The sequence below is a fragment of the Haloferula sp. A504 genome (genome assembly GCF_044385805.1).
Classification (GTDB): Bacteria; Verrucomicrobiota; Verrucomicrobiia; order Verrucomicrobiales; family Akkermansiaceae; genus Haloferula.
Genome location: NZ_JBISBU010000040.1, coordinates 1 through 20,681 on the forward strand (window position 1 = coordinate 1; position 20,681 = coordinate 20,681).

Annotated in this window: 13 protein-coding genes; 10 read left to right on the top strand and 3 right to left on the bottom strand. The window is 64.9% G+C overall.

Annotated elements, in window-relative coordinates:
- Window positions 1-41: 41 nt before the first annotated feature.
- From ACG2LG_RS16510 to ACG2LG_RS16530, 5 genes are all read left to right on the top strand, one after another.
- Window positions 42-389 (top strand): hypothetical protein, encoded by a 348-nt coding sequence (locus tag ACG2LG_RS16510; protein ID WP_396260801.1) that lies wholly within the window; start codon window positions 42-44, stop codon window positions 387-389.
- Between the two features lie 205 nt (window positions 390-594).
- A complete protein-coding gene (locus ACG2LG_RS16515) occupies window positions 595-1,899 on the top strand; it encodes an alpha/beta hydrolase (protein WP_396260803.1) in 1,305 nt (434 codons plus the stop codon).
- A 48-nt stretch (window positions 1,900-1,947) separates the two neighbouring features.
- Window positions 1,948-2,178, top strand: coding sequence for a hypothetical protein (locus ACG2LG_RS16520; RefSeq protein WP_396260805.1), 231 nt, complete (start codon window positions 1,948-1,950; stop codon window positions 2,176-2,178).
- 194 nt (window positions 2,179-2,372) lie between these two features.
- On the top strand, window positions 2,373-4,715 hold the full coding sequence (priA, locus tag ACG2LG_RS16525) for a primosomal protein N' (RefSeq protein ID WP_396260807.1): 2,343 nt from the start codon (window positions 2,373-2,375) through the stop codon (window positions 4,713-4,715).
- Window positions 4,716-4,960: 245 nt separating this feature from the next.
- Complete coding sequence (locus ACG2LG_RS16530; RefSeq protein ID WP_396260808.1) at window positions 4,961-11,080, top strand: hypothetical protein; 6,120 nt, start codon at window positions 4,961-4,963, stop codon at window positions 11,078-11,080.
- Between the two features lie 89 nt (window positions 11,081-11,169).
- Here ACG2LG_RS16530 and ACG2LG_RS16535 read toward each other — a convergent pair whose 3' ends face one another.
- Window positions 11,170-12,246: a hypothetical protein gene (locus tag ACG2LG_RS16535; RefSeq protein WP_396260810.1), complete on the bottom strand. Its 1,077-nt coding sequence runs from the start codon at window positions 12,244-12,246 to the stop codon at window positions 11,170-11,172.
- A gap of 206 nt (window positions 12,247-12,452) precedes the next feature.
- Window positions 12,453-12,902, bottom strand: a complete 450-nt coding sequence (locus ACG2LG_RS16540; protein WP_396260812.1) for a glycine zipper 2TM domain-containing protein — start codon at window positions 12,900-12,902, stop codon at window positions 12,453-12,455.
- Window positions 12,903-13,049: 147 nt separating this feature from the next.
- On the opposite strand from ACG2LG_RS16540, the gene ACG2LG_RS16545 reads away from it, so the two are divergent.
- Entirely contained in the window at window positions 13,050-13,514 is a 465-nt protein-coding gene (locus ACG2LG_RS16545; RefSeq protein ID WP_396260814.1) for a methyltransferase family protein, read from the top strand.
- Window positions 13,515-13,560: 46 nt separating this feature from the next.
- A complete protein-coding gene (locus ACG2LG_RS16550) occupies window positions 13,561-15,147 on the top strand; it encodes a glycosyl hydrolase (RefSeq protein ID WP_396260816.1) in 1,587 nt (528 codons plus the stop codon).
- Here the strand turns inward: ACG2LG_RS16550 and ACG2LG_RS16555 are convergent.
- Window positions 15,129-16,421: a PQQ-binding-like beta-propeller repeat protein gene (locus ACG2LG_RS16555; RefSeq protein WP_396260818.1), complete on the bottom strand. Its 1,293-nt coding sequence runs from the start codon at window positions 16,419-16,421 to the stop codon at window positions 15,129-15,131. The genes ACG2LG_RS16550 and ACG2LG_RS16555 overlap by 19 nt on opposite strands.
- Before the next feature lie 102 nt (window positions 16,422-16,523).
- Here ACG2LG_RS16555 and ACG2LG_RS16560 point away from each other — a divergent pair, with 102 nt between their 5' ends.
- The 3 genes from ACG2LG_RS16560 (at window position 16,524) to ACG2LG_RS16570 (ending at window position 20,618) form a co-directional block, all read left to right on the top strand.
- The gene (locus ACG2LG_RS16560) at window positions 16,524-18,464 is read left to right on the top strand and encodes a sialate O-acetylesterase (protein WP_396260820.1); all 1,941 of its coding nucleotides are present in this window, start codon (window positions 16,524-16,526) and stop codon (window positions 18,462-18,464) included.
- 3 nt (window positions 18,465-18,467) lie between these two features.
- A complete protein-coding gene (locus ACG2LG_RS16565) occupies window positions 18,468-19,547 on the top strand; it encodes an SGNH/GDSL hydrolase family protein (RefSeq protein WP_396260822.1) in 1,080 nt (359 codons plus the stop codon).
- Between the two features lie 141 nt (window positions 19,548-19,688).
- Window positions 19,689-20,618 (top strand): hypothetical protein, encoded by a 930-nt coding sequence (locus ACG2LG_RS16570; RefSeq protein WP_396260824.1) that lies wholly within the window; start codon window positions 19,689-19,691, stop codon window positions 20,616-20,618.
- The last annotated feature ends 63 nt before the right edge of the window (window positions 20,619-20,681 follow it).

Below are 20,681 nucleotides of genomic sequence, written 5' to 3' on the forward strand. Positions count from 1 at the left end.
GGGCGGAACGGCCCGCTTCTTTCCTTCGGTTTCCTGAACCCGTGTCTTTCCGCGCTCCATTCTGCGGCGCGTCGCATGGGGTCGGGGATGTGGTTCCCGGTGAGGGTGATCTTGAGTTCTTCGGGATGGGGTCGGCCGCGCTTGATCTTGAAGCGGTATTTGCCGGGTCGGAAGCCGTGATCGGCGGCGTGGTATCCGATGACTCGCAGATCGATTGCCGCCTCTTCGGGGTTTCGACCGCTGCGGCTGTATCCACCTCGGAGCCTTGTCGGGTAAGGAGCCGCTCCGGCGGCTTCCAGCCGCCATCTTCATCGTTTCCGGCCATGCTCCACTTCAAGCCCAACTTCCCGCACGACCTCCGCCCGGTCCTGCGCGACGTGATGCTCTGATCCCTTCGCGCTCCCTCTTCCTTGGGGACCAGTACCCCCTCAAGTTCTTCCAACAGTTGCAACTCATCGGAGGAATCGAGGTGACGCCAAGCGTCCAAGTCATCAAGAATCCGGCCATCGATCCTATCGACGACTGGAGCGTGTTTTTCGGGCTTCGCTTGCGGACCGCTCCCTGACGCTACAGAGCCATATCATCCATCCCACCATGAGAGCCGTCTGTATCCTGATCACCAAGCTTGCCCTGCTGCTCGCCTTCGCCGGCTGCGCGAATTTCCAGCGCCTGGGAGAGGACCTGAATTTCCTCGACCGGACCGTGCTGCTCACCGGGCGGATCACCAATGCCATGGACCACCGGAACGTGGTCGTCGTCGTCGCCGAGTGGGATCGCGACGAGAACCGGGTGCTCTCGGGAGACTACTACCGCATCGAGGACATCGGCGTCTTCGGCTTCTTCGTGCCGAACTCGCGGCAGCAGTACCTGGTCGCCTACAGCGATGCCGACGGCAACACGCTCTACACGCCCGGAGTCGACCCGGCCTGGATCCACAGTTCGGCATCCGGCGAGCCGGCTCCGGTCTCCATCGACCGGAAGACGGGCCGCGGCCGGGCGGAGGGAGCCCTTTCGAAGTCCACGATCCTGCCTCCCGGGCTGGTGCAGGCCGTGCGGGATTTCAAGGGCGATCGCACGGACGACGAGGCCGCAAGCGGCTGGCGGATCCCGATCACTCTCGGCAAGGTGGCGGATCTCGACGACCCGAAGTTCAGCTCGGAACGGGGTTCGGCCGGCCTCTGGGAGCCGGCGTCCTTTCCCCTGCAGTCGGGCATCGGCATCTACTTCCTCGAGCGCTACGACCCGAAGCGAATCCCGGTTCTCTTCGTCTATGGTGCCGCCGGCTCGCCGCAGGACTGGCAGCCGTTTTTCGAAAGGCTCGATCGCAGGAAATACCAGCCGTGGTTCTATTACTACCCGACCGGCCGCCGGCTTGACGAGATGGGTGCCGCCCTCAACGGCAGTGTGGAACTTCTCCAAGCCCGCTACAACTTCCCGCGCCTGCACGTCGTGGCCCACAGCATGGGCGGCCTCGTTTCGCGTTCCTTCCTGGTCCAGCACCTCGATGCCGGCCACCGCTACATCGACCGCTTCGTCACCATCTCCACGCCCTGGGCCGGCCACGAGTTCGCCTCGATGGGGGTCAAGCGCGCACCCTCGGTGGTGCCCTCGTGGTACGACCTGTCACCCGGCAGCGGTTTCCTCGACGACCTCTTCGATGAGCGCCTCAAGGGCCGGATCGATCACCTCCTGATCTACGGCCACAAGGCCACCCGCTCGATGGTCCTGCCGGCCGAGAACGACGGCACCGTGAGCGTCGCCAGCGAGACCGCCCCGGACGCGGCCGAGGACGCGGTGAAGGTCGTCGGCTTCGACGAGGATCACGTCTCGATCCTCTCGAATGACGAGGTCTTCCGGCTCACCGAAAAGCACCTTGCCGGGAAGTCTTCCGAGCGGTAAAGCGACCGCCCGATTGGGCGGTGAAAACCAAGCGCTCAAGGATTCCTCATGCTCCACCTCGAACGTCACGCCATCGAATGGATCGAGATCCGCGCCGGCAGGGTCCGCGTCCTCAAGGGCAGTCTCGGCGTTGCCCGCCTGCGTGAAATCGAGGCCCTGATCGACATCGACGGCTTCCCCGCCCACACCGCCTTCTGGGTCACCCGCTCCCGCCAGATCCACTTCAAGCCCAACTTCCCGCACGACCTCCGTCCGGCCCTGCGCGACCTGATGCCCTGATTTTGCGGTCCTCGTGGCCGGGCCTTTCAGGCCCGTAGCCGCAACGTGTTCAAAGAGTGGCCCCGGGGCTGGAAGCCCCGGCCACGTTCCTTGCCGGCCCTGCAAGCCCGCCATCGGTGATACACGGCGGCATCGGCACCGGTCCGAGCCTTCTTCCTTGGCGACCTTGGCGTCTTGGCGGTTCAATCATCCAGATGCCCGCCGCCCGCGTTCTCATCGACGGCCCTTCCGAGCTCGTCTTCGACTACGCCATTCCCGAGGGGATGGCCGTCCAGGCCGGGTGCCGGGTGCGGGTGCCGCTGCGCAACCGCAGTTCCACCGGCACCGTCCTCGCCGTCAGCAGCGACGACGACAATGCCGACCTCGGATTCTCTCTGCGCCCGATCGACGCCCTCACCGATCCCGAGCCGCTGATCACCCCCAGGCTTCTCGAGCTCGCCCGCTGGATCGCCAACTACTACGGGGCCAGTATCGAAAGCGTCATCCGCGTCCTCCTCCCCGAGGCCGTGCGCACCGAGGACAAGTCCGCCAAGACCCGCAAGGCCGTCGTCCTCGTGCAGCAGCCCGACCCCGAGACCTTCGCCCAGCTCGAGAAGCGCGCCCCCAAGCAGGCCACCATCATCTCGCTGCTGGCCCACGCACCCGACCTCAAGCTCGCCCTCACCGAGCTCGGCAACGCCGCCTCCCCCAGCGTCAAGTCCCTCGAGAAAAAGGGCCTGGTCCGCCTCGTCACCCAGGAAGTCCGCCGCGAGCCCGACGCCGACGGCACCGACGAACTCCTCCCCACCACCGACCTCACCCTCACCGACGAGCAGCAGGTCGCCCTCGAGGCGATCCTCACCTCAAGTGCCAAGTCCGAAGTTCCAAGTGCCAATGGAGCGCCGGCTTCAGCCGGCACCTCACCCCCCGACGTCCCGCGGACGCGGGACCGCAAGAATTCACTGATCACTGATCACCGATCACTGATCACTCCGGCGAAGCCCTTCCTCCTCCACGGCGTCACCGGCTCCGGAAAGACCGAGATCTACCTCCAGGCCGCACGCCAGGTCCTCGAGGCGGGCCGGACCGTTCTCGTCCTCGTCCCCGAAATATCCCTGACCCCGCAAACCGTCCGCCGTTTCCGCGCCCGCTTTGCGGACATCCAGGACCAGGTCGCCGTCCTCCACTCCCACCTCTCGCAAGGCGAACGCTTCGACGAGTGGCACCGCATCCGCAAGGGCAAGGCGCGCATCGTCATCGGCGCCCGCTCCGCCGTCTTCGCTCCGCTGCCGGACCTCGGCCTGATCCTCGTCGACGAGGAACACGAGAACTCCTACAAGCAGGATCAGATCCCGCGCTACCACGGCCGCGATGTCGCCGTGCTGCGCGGCCATCTCGAGGGGGCCTGCGTCGTCCTCGGCTCGGCCACCCCGTCCCTCGAGTCGTGGCAGAACGCCCTGGACGGCAAATACCAGCTGCTGCGCCTGACCAAGCGCGTCGACGACCAATCGATGCCGCTGATCCGCGTGATCGACATGCGCCTCGAGTCGCGCAAGCAGAAGTCGAAGGACTCTTTCCTCTCCGACCGCCTGCGCAACTCCATCAACGACCGCCTTGAGAAGGGCGAACAGACGATTCTCTTCCTCAACCGCCGCGGCTTCGCCCGCTCGCTCCAGTGCCCATCCTGCGGCCACGTCTGCACCTGCCCGCACTGCGCGCTGGCGCTCACCTACCACCGCACCGACGAACGCCTCATCTGCCACATCTGCGGCCATCAAGCCGTGGTCCCGCGCAAGTGTCCCGAGTGTTCCGACCGCGGCATCAGCCTGCAGGGATTCGGCACCCAGAAGGTCGAGGATGTCTTCCGCAAGGTCTTCCCCACCGCCCGCGTCGCGCGCATCGATGCCGACGCCCTGCGCAAGAAGAACGCCCTGCGCGACCTACTCAACGCCTTCCGTTCGAAGAAGATCGACTTGCTCATCGGCACCCAGATGATCGCCAAGGGCCTGCATTTCCCCAACGTCACCCTGGTCGGCATCCTCAACGCCGACATCGGACTCCACGTCCCCGACTTCCGTGCCGGCGAGCGCGTCTTCCAGCTGATGACCCAGGTCGCCGGACGCGCCGGACGCGGCGAACTCGAAGGCGAGGTCGTGGTCCAGACCTTCACCCCCCACTCGCCGAGCATCCAGTTCGCGAGGCATCACGACTTCGACGGCTTCGCCGAGCAGGAACTCGAAATGCGCCGCCAGTTCGGCTTCCCCCCCTTCACCCGCTGCGCCGTCCTCACCAGCCGCTCGACCCACGAGCGCCGCGCCGAATTCACGCTTGAGACGCTTCACCGGAGACTGAAGGAGGACCTTCCCGCCGGGATCGAGCTTGGTGAGCCGCTGCCCAGCCCGCTGGTCAAGGCCCACGGCCAGTTCCGCTTCCAGCTCATGCTCCGCGGCCCGAAAGCCCGCGCTCTCACCAAACACGTCCAGCAGGTGCTGGAAAAGACCACCCTGCCGGAAGACGTCACGGTGGTCTTCGACATGGACGCGCTGAGTTTCACCTAGAGAAGACGCACACCATCGGCTTTGCGATGCCGCCGAGATCGACGCGGAAAGGAGCGGCCGCACCCGCCAAGAAGCTGAACTCCGGGGCTTTCAGCCAAAGCCATCGGCTGCCGCTCGGTCGCCTCAAGTTTCGTCATTGACGCCTGATTCTCAGCAAGATAACCCATAAGGTTTAGCATGGGGAACTTTTCATCACTCAAGCCCCTCGCTGCCCGACGTGCCGGGAAAGCACAAGCTCCCTCATCATGAAGTTCCCCATCCCCACAACCCTGCTGGCATGTGTTCTGATCAGCCAGGCAACCGCCTCGGAAACGACCTCCCCACCGATTCTGGAATTCACCTCGGGACCCGCCGGTCAACAGGTCCGCCTCACCTGGCCATCGCAAGCTGGATTGAGCTACCGGATTGAGAAATCGACGACCCTCGACAACGAGAGCCCGGGACGGTGGATCGAGATGGCACTGGTCGAGGCCGATGGTGAAAACACCTTGTGGGTGGATCCCCAGCCGACCACCACGCGGGCCTTTTACCGCGTGTCGCTGCCGGAGGTCGAAGTCACCCAGATCTCACCACCCGTGCTCTCCACCACGGGCGGCATCCTGCAGATCCACGGCCAGTGCATTCCCGCGGGGAGCCTCCTCATTCTTGAAATCGATGGCGAAGCGCCGGTATCGATTCCCCTCTCCTTTCTAGGCGACGGTGTTTGGGAGGCCGACGTCTCCGGAACCTTTGTTTCCGGAGCACGGGTCATCGCCGCGCGCATTGAGGACGGTAGCAGTTTGGTGCTTCTCGACCTCGAACTACCGATCGCCGTGACCGAAACCGGTCGCGCCGAGGATTCCCCGCCATCGCTGCCCCCGGCGGCACCCATGGCCTCACCGGGTGATCCCGTTCCGGGTATCGGAATCACTCATGACTTCAGTTTACCGACCAGCGCGGACGATTTGATCGATTGCACGGCGAACGACACGTGCCGCACCCAGCGGTCCGGCACGAACCCGCTCCACAGTGGATCCGAAACCACGGGTGACAATCCCTTGTTCGGCAGCACGGCTCGGCTCGGCAAGAAGGGCTATGACTACTACAAGGCACAGAGTGACCACGACGCAGCGTCACTCGCCAGCACGGGATCATTCAGCAAGAAGGGTTATGATGCCTACCAGGCGAAAGGTTCCATGGGAGCGGCCGCCCTCCCTTCGGGATCAACCACCAAGAAGGGCTATGATCACTACGTGGCCTCGAGTCGCTCCCACGCAGCGGGTGCCCAGACGAATCCCTATTTTGTTTCCAACGAGATGGCTGGCGAGATGGTGTCTCCGGCAGCGGCTCCTTCCGGGCTTCCTGGCGAGGTGTCGTTCAGGATCACATCCTTGTCCATCCCCTGCCCGGCAGGTCCTCCGCTGGCCTGGACCTGCACCTACCGCTCGTTGAAGCCGGTCAGTTCCGGTCTCGGTGACGGCTGGGATTTTTCCTACAACATCTCGATCGAGCCGCTGCCCGCATCCGACGGCGCCGGCGCATCACGGTTGGTGATCCGCGATGGCGGCGGGCGCGCCGATGTCTTCCATCGCCAGTCCGACGGCAGCTATCGCTGCGACGGGATGTTCCGCGAAGGCCACTTCAACGGCGAGGTCTTCACCCTCACCTTCGCCGACCAGGGAACCTGGACATTCAATGCGCTGGATGGATCGCCGGAAGCCGGAAAGATCTCCTCGATCACTGACCGCAACGGCGTGGCGCTTGCCTGCAGCTACGACGGGCTCGGGCAGCTTGCCCGCGTCAGCGACGGGTTCGGCCGCAGCCTGCAGGTCGGGTGGGACACCCTTTCTCCCCCTCGGATCACTTCGGTATCATCCACCGGTGACCGTGGTGCGGTGTTTGCCACGGCAACCTTCAGCTATTCCGCGAACGCGCGACAACTGACCGCCTGCTCGGCGCCCTTTGTCGAGGGTACTCCACCCGTCGCCGGAAACACCACCTTCACCTACTCCTCCGGCTCACCCGATCCTCGTCTCAATGACAACCTGCTGAGCATCACCGATGGCGCGGGACGGCTCTTGGAAGCCTTCACCTACTCCACCTCCACCGACTCCGGGTCCATCACCTACGACACCTCGACCAGCCACGACCGAAATCGAATCCAAGGGACCGGCCACGTGGTTCGAACGAGTTTTGCGACGTTCCCCGGCGGCTACACGATGACCGGAAATGACGAACTCGGCCGGGTATGCGAAACCGACTTCGACCTCCAGCACCGCGTGATTTCGCGCCGCGAATACACCGGATTTGCCACACCTGGCGAAATTGTTACCGCGAGTTCGAACCGCCCGGCCGGCAAGCTCCGGACCAGTGATCCGGATTTCTTTGAAACCACCTTTCGCTACAATGCGGACAGCCGCTGCACCTCCATCACCCACCCCGACGGCAGCCGTGAACGGGTCACCTACGAGCGCGACTTGAAGCCCGACTGCCCGGTGCGCGAACGGGGTAATGCCCGCGTTGTGACGATCGAGACTCCTGCTGGAGAAGCCCGCACGGTGACTTGCCAATACCTGCCGGGTTTCGGTGCCCCGGAGTCCGCGCGACCCGGCAATCCGATCGGCGGATTGAACGTCAAAGGCGGACGAAACCCCGGCGGGAGCCATGCCACCCGGGGAGGCGGGCTTTCTTCCGGAGTGATCGCCGGAATCGCGATCGGGGCCTACAGCATGGCACTCGATGATGACGGTGACGGCATCCCCACCGGCAGCAGTCGCCGGGGCTGGGACGGCACCTACAAGGGGAATCCCAGGCTCTCCTCGGCCACCGATGGCATCGACGACGACTGCGACGGTTTTGTAACCAGCATGACCAGTTCACTCGGGCAGACCTTCACGCAGACCTACGATGCCAGAGGCAATTGCACGGGGTCATTCAGCCCCCTCCCGGACAAGGGCGCGCTCTATCAATACGACGGCCTGGGCCGCTGCACGAGTGTCACCACCCTGAATGGTCCCGCCTCCTCCTTTCGCGACGAATTTGTCTACGACGGCGATACCGGCTTCCTGCGAAGCCTGACTTGCGACAGCACCGGTCTGCAACTCACCACCACCTGTGTCCGCGATGCCCAAGGCCGCATCACCCGCATCGTCGATCCCCGGGGAAACGACTGGCTCTACGGCTACGATCCGCTCCACCGCTGTATTGTCCAAAGAACCCCGGCGACTCCCACGCGCGTCACCACTCTCCACACCTATGACGCCGGAAACCGCCTGGTCCGCTGCGACACCGACCACCTCGCACCCGACGGATCACCCGTCGCCGCCAATCCGGTCTATACCACCTTCCTCGTTTATGACTCGCGCGCCCGCCTCATCCGTGTGGCAGAGGAGGAGCGTCCCGTCGACTCCACCGGCCTACTGACACCCGACCCGGCCACCATCTCGGACTATGCCGTCACGGATATCACCTACGACGACGCCGGCCAGGGTGTCACCCTCAGCACCCCTGCCGCCTGCCGTGCACAGACCACGGATCTTGCCTGCGATTTCCTCTACGACGAGAGAGGCCTGCTTCTCCGGGTCGTTGAGGGCGGGCTGAGCAGCCCGTCCCCGGTGACCACCGAATACGATTACGATTCCTTTGGTTCCCTCGTCCGGTGCGCCACCGTCGGCAATGGTGTCACCAGTGCGGAAACGCATTATGCCTACGACGGCTTCCACCGCCTGCTCGCCGTAACCGATCCGATGGGGAACGAGACGAGCTTCGATTACTCCGTTCCCGGCGAGGTCACTTGCTCGGTCTTCGGAGAGCCAAACGATGTGCCCGGGGCGACCGGCAATATCCTGCTCTGGCGAAGCAGCGTCCGCAGGAATGGCTATGAAATTGGAGTCGACGGCGGTGGCCCGATGGCAAGAGCAGGGCACACGACCCGTCGCAGGGTTGAGGTCCTCAAGAGCAACAAGCAGGGTGATCCCAACGCCAACCGCTATGATTTTGGTGCTGCGCCTACTGGATCGACAACGGCTCGGCGCAGGGTCGAGGTCCTCAAGAGCAACAAGCAGGGCGATCCCGACGCCAACCGCTATGACTTCGGATCGCCGGCATTCTTCGACCTGGATGTCGAGGACGATACGATTGTATCGGAGCGCTTCACTCCGGGTGCGCCGGGGCCGCATGCCACGGAAACCACCATCGTGGACCGCTCGCCCGCTGGCCTCGTGGAAGGTGTGACCCGCAATGGCGACCTTCTGCTGGCCTGTACCTACGACAGTGCCGGCCGCCTCGCGAGCACCTCCAACGGCGCCTGCACCGTCACCCTCGTCCGTGACGCCAACGGCAACGTCCTCGTCTGCGGGAAGACCGATCACTTCCTCGCCGGCGGCGGGGGGCCTCCCGACAAGACCTTTTCCGTGACACGCGCCTACGATCCACTCAACCGATGCCTCCAGAGCACCGATGGCAGCGGCAACGTGACGCAGTATGCCCATGATTCGCTCGGTCGCTGCGTTTCGATTACCGAGCCCGGAGGCCTGGTCATCACCACCGATTTTGATGGATCCGGACCCGGCGGATTGTTCAGTTCCCGCGTCAGCGCCGACGTCAATGGCGATGGCTCCCCCGAAGTTCTGGCCAGCAGCTTTGCTCGCTGTGGTGAACTTGTCAGCACCACGGACTCCTACGGACACACCACTTCCTACACCCGGGACTCCCTCGGGCGCGTTGTTCGCTGTGACCATCCGGACACGACTTTCGAAACGTGGAGCTACAGCTATCTCGACGAAAACAACGAGTGGGTCTGCCAGGACGCCTGCGTCCGAACCATCGTGCACGATCTCAACGGACGACCTCTGAGTATTTCCTGGTCCAATCCGCCCACGGTGGAACCGGCCGCCCCCACCACCCACCTCTGGGACGGCCTCGGACGATGCGTGCGCAGCGATCAGGGGACCTCATCGGTCGTCTTCGTCTATGATTCCCTCGGCAACCCGGTCAGCGAGACTTCCGACGGGCTTACCCTCACCCGCAGCTTCGATCATCGGGGACGGACCGGCATCACCTATCCGGACGGGCGTTCCTTTGTCGAAAGCCGCAGCGAACTCCGTCTGCTCTTGTCCGTATCCGCCATCGACGAGGTCGGAGCGCCGGTCTCCCCGCCGGTGGTCGAGATGGAATACGCCGGCGAACGGGTCTGGCGCAGCACCCAGGCCAATGGTGTGGTGACGACCTGCGTCTATCGAGGGGACGGCGAATCAGCGCAACCCGGCGGCAACGATTCCTCCTTCGATCGCTGCGTGCGGATCACCGTAACCGACCCATCCCAGAACATCCTCAGCGATACCGTGCTGCGGCGGGATGGAAATCAAAGAATCACCAGCAGCGAAACCCTGTTCACCGATTCACCCCAAGGTCCCGCCCGCTCGCAGACCTTCACCCGTGACGCTCTTGGCCGGATGACCGGATGCGTCACCACCCGGCGGGAGACCCCCGGTGCGGACCCGGTGATCGAAAGTGACGTCACCTACACGATCGATCTGGAAGGCCGCCGATTGACCGCCACGGGCGGCGACAATCCCGGCACCTACAGCCAGGCCAGCACGATTCCCCCCGGCGATCAGCAGATGGGGCAATACACCACGTGGCCCGGAGGAGGGCTGACATGGGACGCTGTCGGAAACCTTTCCTCGTTCTCATCATCCGCCGGACAGCTCGACTACGTGCATGACGCCGAGGGACGACTGGTCGCCCTCGAAGATCCGGCCACGGGGACCGCCGTGATCGAATATGGCTACGATGCACTCGGTCGACGGACGGTCCGGGACGATCAAACCGGCAAACCGGCGCGCTTCGTCTATGATGGCGACGTCTGTGTTCAGGAACTCGGAACCGATGGAAACGCCGATGTGAGTTTTGTGTGCGTTGGCGGAATCCAGCGTCGCATTTCCACCCGGACTGGCACGCTGCTCTATCCCCAGAGTGGTGGAGCCGTGACCACAAACGTCGGCCTGACGCTGGTCACCGATGGCACGGGCGCCCCGACGGAACGCTTTGCCTTTGATGACGCCGGTGGCCCGATCTTCCTTGAAGACGACGGCACACCAAGCTCCAGAAGATCAGCGATCGGCCCGATCCGCTGGATGGCACCCGAGTCCATCTGGGAGCCGGACTACGGGATCTTCCTCGGTGGGGATGGCATCGACAGCCCCGCCCTCGGCATGACCGTTTCGAGTCATCACGGCCACGTCACCGTCTTGAAGGCTCCCGGGGGTGGCGGTGGCCACGTCACCGTACTCAAGATCGCTGCGGGCGGCGGTGGATCCGGGAATGTCGTGCGGGCGACCGACCACAACTCAAGCCGGTCGAACAAGACTTCCAGCACGCGGTGACTTCTTGATCCCTCCAACGATCGAAGAGGCCGCCGGCAATCAGGATCTCGACAGGACCCTCCGCAAACGTCGTCCCGGTCTTCGGTGCTTCAACTGACCGCTGGCGCCCCGGCAGGCGACCAGCCGAGACCCGGATCCGTGCCGAGGCGATAGTGGAACTGAATCCGGTCGCCGGTCGCCCACTTGCCTTCCCCGGGAAAGGCCCGCGGACTTGTCAGGCCGCAATCGTGGGTGCGCAGGATGTGGTTCCCGTGCGTGACGATCGTGGTGAAGAGGTAGGGCTCGTAGTGGGGGCCCGGAGCCGCGGGCATCTCGATGGTCGCCGCGGGCAAACGGTCGCCGGTCAGAGTGGTCCACTTTCCAATTGTCGGGGCATCCAGTGTGAAGACCCGACCGAGCGGAAGGCGATCGGGGCTGGACGCCGGGATCGAATCCTCACGATCGGGTTCGATGCGTTCGGGCTCCCTCGAAGTGTCGAGCAGGAAGGCGTCCACCTGGACCGATTCGGGCACGAGACGGGCCCCCGGCGCCTGGCTCAGCAGATGCCGCATGATCGCCACCTGAGGCTCGTTACCGAGGGCGGCATCCATGGTTTCGGAGACGATGACCGCGGGGATCTCCCCTTCCGGAATGACATACCGACAGGCATCGGCCACGACGCACGAAGCCACACTCTTGCCGAGGCCCAGGCGGCCGACGATGGCCTTCACGGATTGGATGGAAACCGGGTGGAGGTCGAGGATGGTGAAGCGGACCTGCTCCGGCGGGAAGAGGGTCATGAGGGGGATGCCCAGGGTGGCATAGGGGCCCGATCCGGCATACAGCACCTGCACCGCCTGCTGAGTCTCCCGCGGAGTGGCGATTGCCTTCGAGATGGCATCGTGAACCCCGCGCAGGAAGACGGCGGTTCGGGTCGGTTCATCCGCACACAGTGCCGCCTGTGCAGGTGAGATGGCCAGACCTCCGCCGGACCGGATCCCGCCCTCGACCACCTCACCGCCGGGATCGGCCCGGAACCCCGCCGATCGATCGAGAATCTCCACCAACTCCATGACAAGCCCGACAAGGATTCCGTAGGAGCCCTCGTGGCCCAGCACCTCGACGGTGAGCCGCTTGAGCTCATCACGGTCCGATGCCGGATCCGGGAGCTGGCCATGGGGTGTCATGGAGAAACGACTCAATGAACCGAACTGATCTTGTCGAGCGGAAGCTTTCCGATCACAGGCACCCGGCAGTCCTCCTTGGGGTAACCCGCCACGAGCAGCACGAAAGGTTTCTCGGTGGAAGGGCGCCCCAGTAGTTCGTTGAGAAAGCCCATCGGGCTCGGCGTGTGGGTCAGGGTGGCGATGCCGGCCTGGCGCAGGGGGCGCGATCAGTGGCTGACCCGGGCGCGGCCCCCGCTGCCGAGAACGCGGACGCGTTCCCCGACATAGAAGGGCTCGTCCTTGTCCGCCTGCTGCACGATGGCGACCTCGCCACCACCATCCAGCTTGACCGATATCTCGACCCCCTGGCGGCGGTTGGCCGCCTGCCCGGCGTAGGATCCTGCGGTGCCCCCAAGCGCAGCTCCACCAATGGTGGCCGCGTCACGGCCCGAACCACTTCCCACCTGTCGACCAAGGTAGCCGCCGGCCACCGCGCCGAGGATGGCGCCTCCGGTGCTGCTGCCTTCCAGCGTCACGAAGCGGACATTGGTCACCTTCCCATAGCGAACCTGCTGGGCGGATTGGGCTTCACCGCGGGAGTAGGTGTCACCCGTCAAGGATGGCTGGGCGCAGGCGGCGAAGAGGACGGGGACGGCGAGGAAAAGCAAACTTTTCATGACACAACCATGCCCGAGATCCGTCAGATCGAAAGAGAAAATCGGTGCCAGATTGGATGGCGTCAGCGCCGCGTGGCGACAGCCCCTCCACCACCCGCTCGCGCCCCTTGCCGCGGATCGGTCGCACTGGCAGGCTGCGCCGGACGGATGCAGCTCGGATTCTGGAAACGCGGCGGCGGCTGGGTGCTGGCCCAGTGGATTCTAATGCTTGCGGTCGCGGCCGTGGCACCGTTGTTCCCCGGCGACTGGGACGGCGCGGCAGGCATGTGGGTGGCGCTCCCACTCTTCGCCCTGGGTGCCGGCTTCGGAATCGGCGGCGTCGTCGCGCTGGGAAAGTGGCGGACCATTTTCCCCCACCCCTTGCCCGAAACCCGCCTCGTCCACCACGGCGTCTACGCCATCGTCCGCCACCCGCTCTACACCAGCCTCGTCTTCCTTTCGGTCGCGTGGGCCCTGGCATGGCAAAGCGGCCCTGGACTCGTCGGGGCCGTCCTCATGTCCGCCTTCCTCGATGCCAAGGCCCGCCACGAGGAACGCCTTCTCCGGCAGCGTTTCTCCAACTATGCGGGCTATGCGCGGAAGGTGAAACGCCTGATTCCCTGGCTCTACTGACAGGTTCGCCATGGACGCCGCGGCCCGGCGTGCATAGACCTTCCCAATGTTCACCGAAACCGCCGGGAGTCGAAAAGCCATCGGGGATGTCGATGTCCTGCGCCACGAGGGTCTCTACCACCTTTTCCACCTCGTCCTCCCGAACCACGACTTCATCGCCCATGCGGTCAGCACCGACGGCATCCGCTGGCGGCGGGTGCGCAACGCCCTGTTCATCGGCGACCCCGGCTCGTGGGACGACCTCATGCTGTGGACGATGCACGTCACGCCCGACCCGCATCAACCCGGGCGCTGGCGGATGTTCTACACCGGGCTTTCCCGGCGGGACCGGGGCTGCTACCAGCGGCTCGGACTCGCCGTCAGCGACGACCTCTACCACTGGGAAAAGCACCCGGTCCACTGGCGGGATGACCGCGGACCGAACGACCCGGAAATCATTCAGCAGGCCCGCCAGGCGGCTTGCCGCAAGCACCCGAACGACACCACGGCGCTCATCGACGAGACCAGTGCCTTCCCGCTTTCCCCCGATCCCGAACACTACGAGGCCAGCCTTGAACAGGGACGCGGCCTGGTGAGCTTCCGCGACCCCTATTTCTATGAAGGCGAGGGCGATCACTGCCTGCTCGTCTCCGGCCGCGTGCCGGACGGTCCGGTCGTCCGGCGCGGGTGCGTGGCCCTGCTCCGGGAAACCTCCCCGAACCGCTTCGAGTCCCGTCCACCGCTCCACTGGCCGATGCTCTACGACGATGTGGAGGTGCCGAACCTCATTGAGATCGACGACCACCTCTACCTGATCGGCAGCATCCGCGAGGACGCCAAGATCCGCTACTGGCACGCCGAGACGCTCGATGGCCCGTGGTGCAGCTATCACGACAACGTGCTCATGCCCCAGGGCAACTACGCCGGTCGCCTCTGCCGCGACGAGCATGGCTGGCTGTTGTGGTGCTTCTTCGCAATGGAGCGGAACGACCGGACTGCGAACAACCTGATGCCACCGCCCAAGCGGCTCGTCCGCAGCGAGGACGGCCTGCTCCATATCCGGACCTTCGAGGGATTCGAGGACCTGCTGGGGGATGAACTCGATACGCGCTGCGTCCAGCCCCTCAAGCCGACGAGTGAAGGATGCGAATGCCGCCTCGACCCGCACAAATGGGAGATTTCCAACAAGCACGGCTTCCAGGCCTTCGTCTTCGAGGAGGAGGTGGAGAGCTTCCGGATGCAGGGAACCCTGCGGATCCAGGGCAAGGGCAAGTGCGGCCTCGTCTTCCGGATCGATCCGGAGACCCACGATGGCTACTACCTGTCCTTCGACCTGCGGAAAGGCCTCGCCCAGCTCCGGGCCTGGGGCACCGACCGGGAGGCCGGCGGCGAGCACATGATGTCCTTCCACACGCTTCAGAGCGCGTCCTGGTTCACCGAAACCCCGGGCGAGGCGTCCTTCTCGCTGCTGTGCTACGGCAGCTACCTCGAGCTCTCGATCGACGGCTTCATCGTCCTTTCACTCGCCGACCAGCGGTTCCAGCACGGCCACGTCGGCGTCTACCTCGAAACCGCCTGCCTTGAGGTCCATGACCTGGAGCTGCGCCACTTGCGAAATCCCGCGCAGCTGGATGATCACTTGGTAGGGGCCTGAATCCGGTAAACGTGGGAACGCGTCCGGAGGTAGAGCGAGTCGCCATCGAAGGCTGGCGAGGCCATGAAGCCGTCATCGAGCGAGTTGCGGGCGACGACTTTCATCTCTTCACCCGGCTGGACGACGATCCCTTCGCCCTCTTCTCCGAGAAAATACAGATGGCCGTCGGCGTAGGCCCCGGAAGCCGTGAACTTGGCGCGCAGCGGGATCGCGTCCTCGATCCCGCCGGTCGCCGGGTCGATCCGGCTCAACACGCCGAGCTCGGAAGCGACATAGATCCTGCCCTCGACCACGGTCGGCGAGGAAAGCTTCGGGATGCGCTTGATGACATCCCACTCGACGTGCGAGCGGGTGACGTCGCCCTTCATTCCGGGCTCGAGCCGCACGCCCAGCAGGTGGGCCTTGCCGAAGCCGGTGTTGAGGACAGCCATGCGGTGTCCGATGAAAACCGGGGTCGCGGCGGCCGAATAGCCATCGTGGGTCACCTTCCACCGTTCCTCGCCGGTCGCGGCGTCGTAGCCGTAGGCGGCCTTCGCACCCATGCTGACGAGTTGGACCTTGCCGCCGACCTCGACCAGGCCGGGTGTTGAATAGGCTTTCCGGAAATCCCCGCCGCCGCGGATGGTGCCGTCGGATTCAACATCGCCGAAGTCGGCGCTGCGGTCGGTCTTCCAGACGGTCTTCCCGGTCTCGCGGTCGAGGGCGACGACATACTGCACGTCGATGCCGTCCATCGTCAGAATGATCGTGTCCTGATAGAGCACCACCGACGAGCCGGGGCCGCGGAAGTGGCGGCACGGCAGGTCGCGGCGCTGCCACGCCACCTCGCCGGTCTCGCGGTCGAGCGCGGCGGTGCCGTAGCTGCCGAAGTGGATGTAGACCCGCTCTTCGTCGATGGCCGGCGAGCAGGATCCGTAGCCGTTGACCGCGTTGCTCAAGGGCTCGGGATCGGCATTCTCGAACAGCAACAGGTCGTGGAGCTTCCGCCCGCTTTCCTTGTCGAGGCACACGGCATACATCTTCCTGCCGTCCTCGGTGGCATTGGTCAGCCAGACCTGGTCGCCCATCACCACCGGCGTCGACCACGCACGGCCGGGCACCGGAGTCTTCCAGGCCACATGCTTCTGCTCACTCCATTCGACGGGGAAGCCGTGGGGTTTGCCATCCTCCCGGGGCGGATAAATCCCGTCGCCCGAGGGGCCGCGGAATTGCGGCCAGTTGCCCAACACCGGGCAGGCAACGGACAAAAGCATTCCCACGACAAGGAGTTTCATTCGGGAACGCTCCGGTTCCAGCGTGGTCCGGACAAGCAGGAAATCGCCGCTACATCGAAGCGGGGGAAAGGAAAGCCCTGCGATCCGCGTTCACCGAGGGTGATGAAACTCCAAACCCTCCCCGCCTTGTGGCGGATCCTGACCGTCGCCCTGGCAACCGTGGTGGCCCTGCCCGCCGCCATCTCCGAGCGACCGTCCCGCGACCTCAAGGAAGACGTCGTCGACACCCCCGCCATCGGCGACGGCCTGGTGCTGAGCAACGCCTTCCAGTCCCACATGGTGCTCCAGCGCGACAAACCGCTGAAGATCTGGGGTTGGGCGGCACCCGGCGAGGGAGTGACCGTCGCCTTCGCGGGTCAGAAGGCCGTGGCCAAGGCCGGCGACGACCGGGCCTGGAGCGTCACCCTCGAACCCATCCCCGCCAACGCCACGCCCCAAACGCTGACCGTCAGCAACAAGAACACGGAACTCGTGCTGGAGGACATCCTCGTCGGCGACGTCTGGATTCTCGGCGGCCAGAGCAATATGGAGTTCTCCATCGCCCAGGTGAACGACGGCCAGTTCGAGATCGCCTCGGCGAACTTCCCGAACCTGCGCCTGCTGTCGATGCCCGTCGGCAAGGGCTTCGACTCGGTTCCCAGCTTCGAGCGGCTGTGGGAATACAGCAGCTGGTCGAGTCGCCACTTCCGCAAGGGTGACTGGGAAGCCTGCACCCCGGAAACGGTGGCGGAATTCTCGGCGATCGGTTACATCTTCGGACGCCGGTTGGCGATGGCGACCGACATCCCGATCGGCCTCATCGACGCCTCGCAGGGCGGCACCACCGTCGAGGCCTGGACACCCGAAGACGTCCTGAAGCAGCTCGAAGCCGAGGAAACCCGGGCCATGATGAAGGACTGGCAGGAAAAGATCGCCGCCTGGGACCCGAAGGCCGACCTCGAGCAGCGCGTCGCGAACTACGAGAAGAACATCGAGAAGATGAAGCAGCGCGGCACCCCGAAGCCGACCGACCTCCGCCCAGGCCCGGTGGCCGACAAGAACCGCCCCGGCTGCCGCTACGCCAGCGCGATCGAGCCGCTCAAGGGCCTGGCCGTCGCCGGCGCGCTCTTCCACCAGGGCTTCAACAACTGCTTCGGCGGCTCCGAGGGCGCCCGCATGTACGGCCAGGTCTTCCCCGCGATGATCACCGCCTGGCGGGCGACCTTCGACGACCCGAAACTGCCCTTCGGCATCATTTCGCTGTGCACCGCCGGCGAACCTCAGACCGAGGAAAACTTCCTCGAGCCGATGTACGATGCCGGCGCGCCGATCCGCGAGGCGCAATACCGGACCTTCGTCGATTTCCGTGAGTCCGGCGACGAAACGATCGGCTTCGTCAGCAGCTTCGACCAGCGCAAGAGCTGGTATCACCCGCAAATCAAGGTGCCGGTGGGCGAGCGGGCGGCAAAATGGGCGATGGTCACCCGCTACGGCCTGCTTGCCGGGCGCGATGCCGACCAACACTGGCTGCCTCCCGCCATCGACAAGGTCGAGGCGGTCGACGGCACGCTGCGCCTGACTTTCAACACCCAGGTCATGATGCCCGACGACAGCACCAAGGACATGGTCGGCTTCGCCATCGCCGGAGAAGACCGGCATTTCCACATGGCCGAGGTGAACTACTACACCGATGGTAGAATGGACAACAAGAACCGCCCGGTCTACCAGAAGAACGTCCTCGTCCTGAGCAGCCCGATGGCACCGACTCCGGTGCACTACCGCCACGCATGGGCGCGCAACCCGCTGACCAACATCGTCAACAACCAGAGCATCCCCGTCGCCACCCAGCGCAGCGACGACTGGCCCCTCGAACAGGTGCCGCTCCAGCTCGAGAAACCCGAGAACATGGATGACCGGCAGTTCAATCGCTGGGCGGGAGGCCAGCAGAAGCGCGAGCTGAAGTTCGACGACACCGCGCGCCGGATCAAGGAGGCCAAGGCACTGGTCGAGGAGCTCGAGGGGCCGTTCCTGGAAGAGAAGAAGAAGCGGGAGGAGGCGAAGTAGCCGATGCACGGCGCCCTGCGATCGATCACCGCGCTCGGCTGCCTTCTCGGGGCGGTCGGGGCGGAGGACACCCGCTGGTCCTTCTACGCCGGCGGCCGGATGACGGACGAGTCGGTGCTGTTCAGCGAGGACGTCGATCCCCGCAGCGCCACCCTCCTCTTCAAGCCATCCAAGGTCCACTCGGTCTCCGCCGCCAATGGATCCCAAAAGTACGAGCAGGGCGTCGACTACACCGTCGACCTCGAGCAGGGCGTGCTGCGCCTGACGCCGGACTCACGCATCCCCTGCCCCCGGCTCTACGGGGGCGAGGGGCCCCGGTACAACCGCTTCCGGAATCGCAAGGGTGAGGGAATGCTCTTCGGTGAAGGCGACCTTTTCCATAGCCTGCAGATCCGGGTCGACTACGACCACTCCGGCGACGAGTGGGACGGAAAAGCCTTCGTCCCGGAGAATCAGTCCGACCGCCTCCCCGGTCTCCATGAAAAGCTGGAGCGGAAGCAACCGCTCCGACTCTGCCTCATCGGCGACAGCATCTCGGTCGGCTACAACGCCTCGGATTTCGTGAAGGCCGAGCCGGGACAGCCCGCCTTTGGTGAGCTGGTGGCCAAGGAGCTGCAGGCGATGACCGAAGTGGAGTTCCAGAACGTCTCACGGGCCGGCGCGACCGCCTCATGGGGACTCAAGCAACTCGACCGTGTCGAGTCCCCCGACCTCGTGATGATCGCCTTCGGCATGAACGACGGCAACCGGGCGGGCAGCACTCCGGCTTACGAGAAGAACGTCCGCACCATGATCACCGCCTTGCGGAAAGATCAACCGGAACTGGAGATCGTGCTGGTGGCGAACATGCTGCCCAATGAGGAGTTCCGCGCCCACCAGACCCACTTCGAAAACCGGGACGCCCTGAAACGCATCGCTGCCGACCTCGACCATCTCGCAGTGGCCGACGTCATGTCCGTGACCGCCGCGATGCTCGAGCGCAAGAAGTTCGCCGACATCTGCGGCAACCACGTCAACCACCCCAACGACTTCATCCACCGCCTCTACGCCTCGGTGATCCTGAGGACGCTCGGGGCGGAATGAAGCTCGTGAGGCCGTTCACGGCCAGGGGTGGCCACTGCTGTTCTCCGCCTCGACTCCCGGCCCTCAAAACGAGGAGGCATTCGGGCTTCCCTTTCCGCGGGGCTTTTGTGCAGGATGGGAAGACTATTATCCCCCATCGGCATGCATCGACTCATTCTTCCCCTCGCCCTCGCCGCCAGCCTCGCCTCTCTCACCAGCGCCCAGATCACGTCCAACTGGACGGGCGCCGTCGACCAGCAGTGGCAGAATTTTGTCAACTGGGACAACAACACGGTGCCCAACAACGCCGGCCTGAACACCTACAACGCCTTCCTCGGCGGTGGCTCGGGGTTGGTCTTCCTCAACGCGAACAACACGCTGGAGAGCATGACCTTGCAGGCGGGCGCGGCGCTGTCGATCAGCAACGGCTTCACCTTCACCGTCCGGGATTCGGTCATCAACGGTGGCGAAATCCGCCTCGAGGGGAACACCAGCGCTTCCCGGTTCTCCATCAACGACTCGTCCGGCGACCTGGCGGTGCAGCTCTCCGGCAGCGGCACGATTGTCCTCGACCATCCGCAGGACCGGATCGGCGGCATCACCAACCACGTGCTGGTCCACGCCGCGGCCCACACAATTTCCGGCCACGGGCAACTCGGGACGAATTCGATCAACCTCGTCAACCACGGCGCGATCGCGGCCGATGTGACGGGCGAGGTGCTGGTGGTCGACCCGATCTCGAGCTTCCAAAACGACGGCGGCACGTTGACCGCGAGTTCGGGTGCGACGGCCCGCTTCGAGCCCGGCAACTACGGCGTGGCGAACAGCGGAAGGTTCATCATCGGCGACGGCTCGACCTTCGACCTGCGCGGGGGGACCTGGAGCGACCTGACCCTTGAAATCGACGACCAGCTCGCGGTCGATGCCGAGTTTTCCTTCGACCTCTCGGGCTGGAGGGCGGCCGGCCCGAACCGGGAGATCCTGTCCGACACGGGCGGCGTGCGCACGCTGCGCTTCTACGACACGGTCGCGCTCGGGGCGGGCGGGCGATTGTTCACGCGCTTCCGCGGCGACGGGAACGCCGAGCCCTGAAGCGGGCGGCCGTCTATTTTTGAAAGTTCCGCGTCCCCGCCGCGCTATTGGAGGTGCGAACCC

What these genes read in the sequence shown, in the direction of transcription:
- ACG2LG_RS16515 (WP_396260803.1), top strand. Translation starts at nt 595, where the DNA reads ATGAGAGCCGTCTGTATCCTGATCACCAAGCTTGCCCTGCTGCTCGCC.
- ACG2LG_RS16520 (WP_396260805.1), top strand. Translation starts at nt 1,948, where the DNA reads ATGCTCCACCTCGAACGTCACGCCATCGAATGGATCGAGATCCGCGCC.
- priA (WP_396260807.1), top strand. Translation starts at nt 2,373, where the DNA reads ATGCCCGCCGCCCGCGTTCTCATCGACGGCCCTTCCGAGCTCGTCTTC.
- ACG2LG_RS16530 (WP_396260808.1), top strand. Translation starts at nt 4,961, where the DNA reads ATGAAGTTCCCCATCCCCACAACCCTGCTGGCATGTGTTCTGATCAGC.
- ACG2LG_RS16535 (WP_396260810.1), bottom strand. Translation starts at nt 12,246, where the DNA reads ATGACACCCCATGGCCAGCTCCCGGATCCGGCATCGGACCGTGATGAG.
- ACG2LG_RS16540 (WP_396260812.1), bottom strand. Translation starts at nt 12,902, where the DNA reads ATGAAAAGTTTGCTTTTCCTCGCCGTCCCCGTCCTCTTCGCCGCCTGC.
- ACG2LG_RS16545 (WP_396260814.1), top strand. Translation starts at nt 13,050, where the DNA reads ATGCAGCTCGGATTCTGGAAACGCGGCGGCGGCTGGGTGCTGGCCCAG.
- ACG2LG_RS16550 (WP_396260816.1), top strand. Translation starts at nt 13,561, where the DNA reads ATGTTCACCGAAACCGCCGGGAGTCGAAAAGCCATCGGGGATGTCGAT.
- ACG2LG_RS16555 (WP_396260818.1), bottom strand. Translation starts at nt 16,421, where the DNA reads ATGAAACTCCTTGTCGTGGGAATGCTTTTGTCCGTTGCCTGCCCGGTG.
- ACG2LG_RS16560 (WP_396260820.1), top strand. Translation starts at nt 16,524, where the DNA reads ATGAAACTCCAAACCCTCCCCGCCTTGTGGCGGATCCTGACCGTCGCC.
- ACG2LG_RS16565 (WP_396260822.1), top strand. Translation starts at nt 18,468, where the DNA reads ATGCACGGCGCCCTGCGATCGATCACCGCGCTCGGCTGCCTTCTCGGG.
- ACG2LG_RS16570 (WP_396260824.1), top strand. Translation starts at nt 19,689, where the DNA reads ATGCATCGACTCATTCTTCCCCTCGCCCTCGCCGCCAGCCTCGCCTCT.